Annotated in this window: 1 protein-coding gene; it reads right to left on the bottom strand. The window is 40.4% G+C overall.

From position 1 onward, the window contains the following. Positions 1-168: 168 nt before the first annotated feature. Positions 169-1,128, bottom strand: a complete 960-nt coding sequence (locus QOL76_RS21225) for an IS256 family transposase, variant Zn-binding type (protein WP_417281672.1) — start codon at positions 1,126-1,128, stop codon at positions 169-171. Positions 1,129-1,200: the final 72 nt, after the last annotated feature.

The raw sequence follows: 1,200 nt of genomic DNA, 5'->3' as shown, positions 1-1,200 counted from the left end.
TTAAGGTAATGTGGCCAAAAATAGTTGGTGTTTTTGGTTTAAATATTTCATATAATTCCTTGCCGTTTTGAAGAGGACTTAAGCTCTGCTGAGGAGCAACTTAACAGCAATAGAAACTGCCAAGTGGAATGAAGGGTCTCCTAGATTGGGAGACCTTTTTTTAGTGCTTCATTCTTCTTGTTTTATGGCTAGGAAAACCTTCTTCCGCTTTTCGTTTTTGAAGTACAAGTACCACTTTAGGAAGTTTTTTCTGTTGGTTGTAGAAAGGCCTCTGTGGATGACCAGATTATTCTTTAGATGACCAAAAAAAGACTCTAGGCCGTTGGTTGATTTTGGGATTCGTGGATTGTCCAGGTATTCAAACAGATGAGGTAAAGCAGTCCTAAGGACAGAAAAAGATCTCCTCAATAATTTGTGGGTATACCAATATTTTCCAGTGAGAGGGTTTACTGTTTTTTGATGGGTGTACTCATGGTATGTTTTATCCCAGGTAGCCAATCCTAGTAACCAATGGCTCAATTCCTCCTTGGTTTTGATTAGATGGAGTTTGGATACAATTCTTCTCAATTCTTGGCCAGCAAGGCTCTTAGGTTTACTGGAGAGCCATATTCGACACATTCGTTGGACATGGATTACGCATCGCTGCAGGGTAATGTTGGGACAGACAACACGGATGGCTTTCAGCAAGGCACGATGCCCATCACAAGTAATAGATTCAATATTCACTCCAAGGGAAAACAGGTTTTCCAAATCTTCTTTCAGTTCCTCATACTTTTCTCCGTTGGTCAGGCGGTAGAGTTGTGTGAATTTAACGGTATTATCACGATACAATACCAGACATAAATCACGACTGAAATAGGTGCCATCTATGAGCAAATTTACCTTCTCGGAGGGATAGACGCTCAGCTTGGGTGGATGACATAAACAACTGACGAAATAGCGCTGTAAGGTCCGTTTACTGTAGCCACTCTCCATCACTAACTGATCCAAAGTCCTTCTTCCTACTACCCATTTGTAAAACCAGATAAACCGATTGGAGTCTGCTACTCCGGTATTAGATGCCGTAAAAAGAATGCCGCAGTTTTTACATTTATATCGCTGCTTCCCTCCTTGTTTTCCCCATTTAATTGAGTCTAAAAAGCCACATGCCCAACAACGCTTTTTTTGAAGTTTTCATAAAACAAAAGAACCTTATTGAAA

Origin of the sequence: Algoriphagus winogradskyi, assembly GCF_900182815.1 — a bacterium.
Taxonomy (GTDB): Bacteria; Bacteroidota; Bacteroidia; order Cytophagales; family Cyclobacteriaceae; genus Algoriphagus; species Algoriphagus winogradskyi.
The sequence above is the reverse complement of the archived record's forward strand: the minus strand, read 5'-3'. Positions and strand labels throughout refer to the sequence as shown.